Genomic DNA, 4,712 nt, shown 5'->3' on the forward strand with positions numbered 1-4,712 from the left:
GGCCAGGACGGAGCCCCGATGAGCCACCGCATCACGAACAAGGTCAGCATCGGCGGCGACAACTCGGGCAAGATCACCCAGACGGGCATCGAAGCCGGCGGCGCCGAAACGGCCGTCTCGTCGTTGGCCGAGCTGGTCGAGCGCCTGACGACCGAGGTGCGCGGCAAGGAGCTGGCCAAGCAGGAGGTCCTGGAGGACACGCTGACCGACCTGGCGGCGGACCTGCGCGCGGGCGAAGCCGCGGAGCCGGCGGTGGTGCGCAGCCGGTGGGAGAAGGTCAAGGGCCTGCTGGGCGGGGTGGTGCAGTTCTCCGAGCTGGTCGCCAAGATCTCCGACCAGGTGCAGAAGATCTTCGGCTAGAGCCTGTTTCAATGTCGTAGCCACTCGTTGATCGCCGCGATGTGCACGGTTGCCTCGTAGCGAACCGCGAGTTTGTCGAACCGTGTGGCGACGCCTCGGTTGCGTTTGAGCCGGTTGATGCCGCACTCGACCGCGTGCCGTTGCTTGGAGATCTCCGCGTCGAACGCTGGTGGCCGGCCCCCAGCCCGGCCGCGGTGGCGGCGATGCCGGACCTGATCAGAGGGCTGGGAAATCGTGCACGCGATCCCGCGCCGCCGCAGATAGGCCGGTTGGCGCGGGAACTGTAGGCCTTGTCCACCAGGACACGATCCGGCCGGGTCCGGGCTCGCCCACCCCCAATCCGGGCGACCCGGACCCTGGCCAGCACCGCCTCGAACTGCGGTGAATCACCACGTTGACCGTTACTCCACAGTGGCGGGCGGCCGGGCTTCTTGCCGACGGGCAGCAGTGGTTCCAGGATCGCCCACTGCGCGTCGGTCAGAAGCCCGCTGGTCAGTACATCGAAACAGGCTCTAGAGAACCTTCCGCAGCAGGGCGTTCACCTCGTCCGGCCGTTCCATCGACGGCAGGTGCCCGGTGTCGGCCAGCTCGACGAACTCCGCCCGTGGCAACGATTCCGCCAGGTGCGCCGACAGCTCCACCAGCCCCGGCGCGTCCGACGTCCCGATCACCACCAGCACCGGCGTGGTGATCTCGGCGAGCCGGTGCCGCGTGTCCGGGATCCGTTCCGTCCACTGTGGAGCGGTCCAGTCGTGCCGGTACACCTGCTCGCACATCTCCCGGACCAGCGCGAGCATCCGCGCCGGCAGCACCGAGACGTCGCGCGAAGGCCCGGCGACCAGGTACCGGATGTTGGCCTCCGCCATGGCCCGCACGTCCGCCGGGTCGATGTCGCCTTCCCGGGCCTGGTAGCGGGCGAGCCGGTCGGCGGGCACCGCCTCGGCCGTCAGCCGGGCGATGTCCGCCAGCATGTGGTCCGGCCAGGTGTGCCCGGTGAGACCCGAGCCGAGCAGTACCAGCCGGGTGATCCGCTGCGGCGCGGCGAGGGCGGCGTCCAGCGCGCACGCCCCGCCCATCGAGGCCCCGACCAGCGCCGCCTGCTCGATCCCCCGGGCATCGAGCAGGGCCAGCAGGTCCTCGTAGTGGGCGTGTTCGCCGGTTTCGCCGCGGGTTTCCCCGAAGCCGCGGCGGTCGTAGCGGATCACCCGGTGGGTGGCGGCGAGCTCGGTGAACTGCGCGTCCCACATCCGGCGGTCGCCCAGTGCGGCGTGCAGCAGCACGACCGCGGGCCCCTCGCCCGCTTCGTCGTAGCTGAACGCCGTCCCGCCCACCTCGATCGCCGCCATGGCCCCAAACTAGCCACCCGACCGCGTCACACACCGCAGGTTTCGCTGAGGGCGAGCGTTAGGGTGCGGTTCATGACCGACGGATTCGACCTGACGCGCGACGGCGAAGTCGCCCGCCTGACGCTGGCCCGGCCGGAGAAGATGAACGCCATCACCTACGGCATGTGGGCGGCGATCCCGGACGTCGTCGCCGAGGTGGAGGCCGATCCGGCGCTGAAGGCCCTGGTGATCGCCGGGGCCGGCCGGCACTTCTCCGCGGGCGCCGACATCAGCGAATTCGGGGAGCTGCGCACCACGGCGGAAGGCGCGGCGAGCTACGACAAGGCCGTCGAAGGCGCGGTCGCCGCCCTCACCGCGATGCGCAAGCCGTCGGTCGCGATGATCCAGGGCAACTGCATCGGCGGCGGCTGCCAGGTTTCGGTCGCCTGCGACTTCCGGTTCGCCGCCGAGGGCGCGCGGTTCGGCATCACCCCGGCGAAGCTCGGCATCGTCTACCACTTCGACTCGACGCGCCAGCTCGTCTCGCTCGTCGGCCCCGCGCACGCCAAGTACTTCCTCCTGTCCGGCGAGCTGATCACCGCCGCCCGTGCCCGGGAAATCGGCCTGCTCAACGACGTCTTCCCGGCCGGCGACCTGGAAGCTTCGACGCGGGCGTTCGTCGAGACGCTCTGCTCGCGCTCCCAGGCGTCCGTCCGCGGGATGAACCGGATCATCGAGAAGATCGTCGCCGGGCAGGAAACCTCGGACGCCGAAGTCGAGGAGATCCGCTCGGAAGCCCTGCACGGCGAGGACTACGCCGAAGGTGTCGCCGCGTTCCTCGAGCGGCGCCCGCCGCGGTTCACCTTCCGCTGACCTCGAAGTCCAGGTAGGCGTGGAAGTGCTCGGCGACGACGTCGGTCACGCCGGCCGGGTCGAGCTTGCCGTCGATCTCGATGACGCGGATGCCGAGGTCCCGCGCCGCCCGCACGGCGTGCGCGGCGAGCATCCGGTCGCGCGTCAGCCGGGTGCGCTGCTGCGGGATCGCGGGCCCGTCCGGCCGGTGCCGGAGCTGGTGCTGGCGGAACAGCTCGGTCGGCACCAGCACCACCATGCGGCCGGGGGAGTCCACGAGCGGGGCGACGAGCTCGGGCCGCAGCCCGCGGCCTTCGGCGACGATCGGCCGCGGCGAGGTCAGCGCGCGCAGGTCGTCGAGGGCGCAGCGGAAGCGATTCCCGAACTCGGCCATCATCGCGGTCAGCTGGTCGGCGGCCGGGAGGTCGTCGGGCAGCGGGGTGCCGGGCCGGGCGCGGTCGTCGTGGTGGTAGGTCGTCAGGCCGTGCCGCTCGGCCAGCAGCCGCGCGACGGTGGACTTCCCGGTCCACGGAGCGCCGCCGATCCACAGCGCCTTACCGAGGGTGCCGAACGGATCCCAGGTCATGAGACGACTATTGCGGGCCCGGCGGCCCGATGGCCAGTGTTCGGCCGCCGGTTGATCCGTTCAGCGCAGGGTGACCCGGCACGCACGCCCCGGGGTCAGGGCCGGTCGCTGTCGCCGTCGACCACGAGCACGGTGGAGGCGTCCGCGAAGTCCGGCTGCGGGCCGATCCGGAAGTGGAACCGCGAGCCGGGCCGGACGGCGGCGATCACCTGCGTTTCGGCCGTGTCGAGCACGATGATCGCCAGCTCGGTGGTCTTCGGCTCCGGGCGGAACACGACGTCGGGACGCGGTTCGGGGACGACGATCGGGAGCGGCAGGGTGCCGCTGACCGAGCCGGAGCCGAAGTCCTCCTCCGCGCGCTCGGGCGGCTCGAACGGGGCCGGCGGCAGCAGCTGCGGGCGGCGCCGCCACCAGAGGCCGGCGAGCAGGCCGGTCAGCAGGCCGCCGATGCCGCTGACGGCCGAGGCCAGCCCGACGCCGAGCCCGGACGTCTCTTCGGCCGCGGCGGGCTGCCCGGCCGGGGTGACGGGCACGGGCGACGGCAGCGGGCCGAACTGCACGCCCGGTTCCGGGGCGGCGTCGTCGGGCAGCTGGAGCACCTGACCGGGCTCGATCGCGGCGGGATCGGTGAACGGCGTGCCGTCCGGCCGCAGCCGGCCCTGGTTGAGCTGGAAGATCTCGGGGAAGCGCCGGCCGTCGCCGAGCGCGCGTTCGGCGATCTTGAACAGCGTGATGTCCGCGGGGTCGTCGGCGTGCGGCACGATGAAGTACTTGACCGGTGGCGGCGGATCGGCCTGCGCGAGCGCGGGCCCGCCGGCGAGCACGGCGAAGAGGACACCGGCGCAGCCGGCCTGGCCGGCCCGCCCGAGGGCGCGGCGAACCGCGGGAACCCGGTTTTCGACCATCGTCGGCACCTCTCCCCGGCGACCCGGTGGGGTCTCCGGTCTTGCCCCTCTACACGGGGCAGGTGCGGACGCGGTTCAGATCTTGTCCCACGGCACGGTCTCGTACGCCTTGCCGAGCAGTGCCACGGCGTGGTCCGCCGGGGGCAGCACGACGTCGTCGACGGAGGTGACCGCACGCCCGGGCGTCTCGGAGTTCGTCAGGACCATCCCGTCGAATCCACGCAGGTCGGCGGGCCGGACCTCGCGCGTCTTCTGGGGAACGCCGAGCCGGCGCAAGGCTTCCTGCTGGACCAGCATCGTGATCCCCGGCAGCACCGCGGCTTCCGGCCAGACGACCGTGTCCCCGGCGAGGAACGCCACGTTCCAGATCGATGCCTCGCTGATCCGGCCCGCGGGGTCGACGAACAGCGCGTCGTCGAAGCCGGCCAGGCGGGCTTGGCGGGCTTCGTGGATCAGGCCGAACGTGCCGAGGTGCTTGACCTGCGGCAGATCGCGTTGATAACGCACGGTCCGCAGGCGCAGCGGCGCCGGGTCGGCCGGGCGTGGCGGCCCGGTCCGGACCAGGATCTCCGGGGTCATCGGCTCGTCGAACGACCGGGTGACCACGACGACCCGGACCGAGAGCGCCGATTCGCCGTCGATCGCCTGGCGGACGTAGGACCGCACGAGCTCGACGTCGAGCTC

Annotated in this window: 6 protein-coding genes; 2 read left to right on the top strand and 4 right to left on the bottom strand. The window is 72.1% G+C overall.

Annotated features, from left to right (window positions below; translation table 11 throughout):
• Positions 1–360, top strand: a 360-nt coding sequence (locus CCN39_RS43250) for a hypothetical protein (protein ID WP_208630637.1), incomplete at its 5' end; no start/stop codon positions are given.
• A 512-nt stretch (positions 361–872) separates the two neighbouring features.
• Here the strand turns inward: CCN39_RS43250 and CCN39_RS43260 are convergent.
• Positions 873–1,706, bottom strand: coding sequence for an alpha/beta fold hydrolase (locus CCN39_RS43260; RefSeq protein WP_086852439.1), 834 nt, complete (start codon positions 1,704–1,706; stop codon positions 873–875).
• A gap of 72 nt (positions 1,707–1,778) precedes the next feature.
• Here CCN39_RS43260 and CCN39_RS43265 point away from each other — a divergent pair, with 72 nt between their 5' ends.
• On the top strand, positions 1,779–2,558 hold the full coding sequence (locus CCN39_RS43265; protein WP_167455355.1) for an enoyl-CoA hydratase/isomerase family protein: 780 nt from the start codon (positions 1,779–1,781) through the stop codon (positions 2,556–2,558).
• Here CCN39_RS43265 and CCN39_RS43270 read toward each other — a convergent pair.
• From CCN39_RS43270 to CCN39_RS43280, 3 genes are all read right to left on the bottom strand, one after another.
• Positions 2,545–3,123: a P-loop NTPase family protein gene (locus tag CCN39_RS43270; RefSeq protein ID WP_086852442.1), complete on the bottom strand. Its 579-nt coding sequence runs from the start codon at positions 3,121–3,123 to the stop codon at positions 2,545–2,547. The two genes, CCN39_RS43265 and CCN39_RS43270, sit on opposite strands and share 14 nt — an antisense overlap.
• A gap of 95 nt (positions 3,124–3,218) precedes the next feature.
• Positions 3,219–4,028, bottom strand: coding sequence for a LysM peptidoglycan-binding domain-containing protein (locus CCN39_RS43275; protein WP_086852444.1), 810 nt, complete (start codon positions 4,026–4,028; stop codon positions 3,219–3,221).
• Between the two features lie 75 nt (positions 4,029–4,103).
• The coding region (locus tag CCN39_RS43280; RefSeq protein WP_086852446.1) for an aminotransferase class IV at positions 4,104–4,712 on the bottom strand (609 nt) is incomplete at its 5' end.

It is taken from the genome of Amycolatopsis kentuckyensis (assembly GCF_002155975.1).
Classification (GTDB): Bacteria; Actinomycetota; Actinomycetes; order Mycobacteriales; family Pseudonocardiaceae; genus Amycolatopsis; species Amycolatopsis kentuckyensis.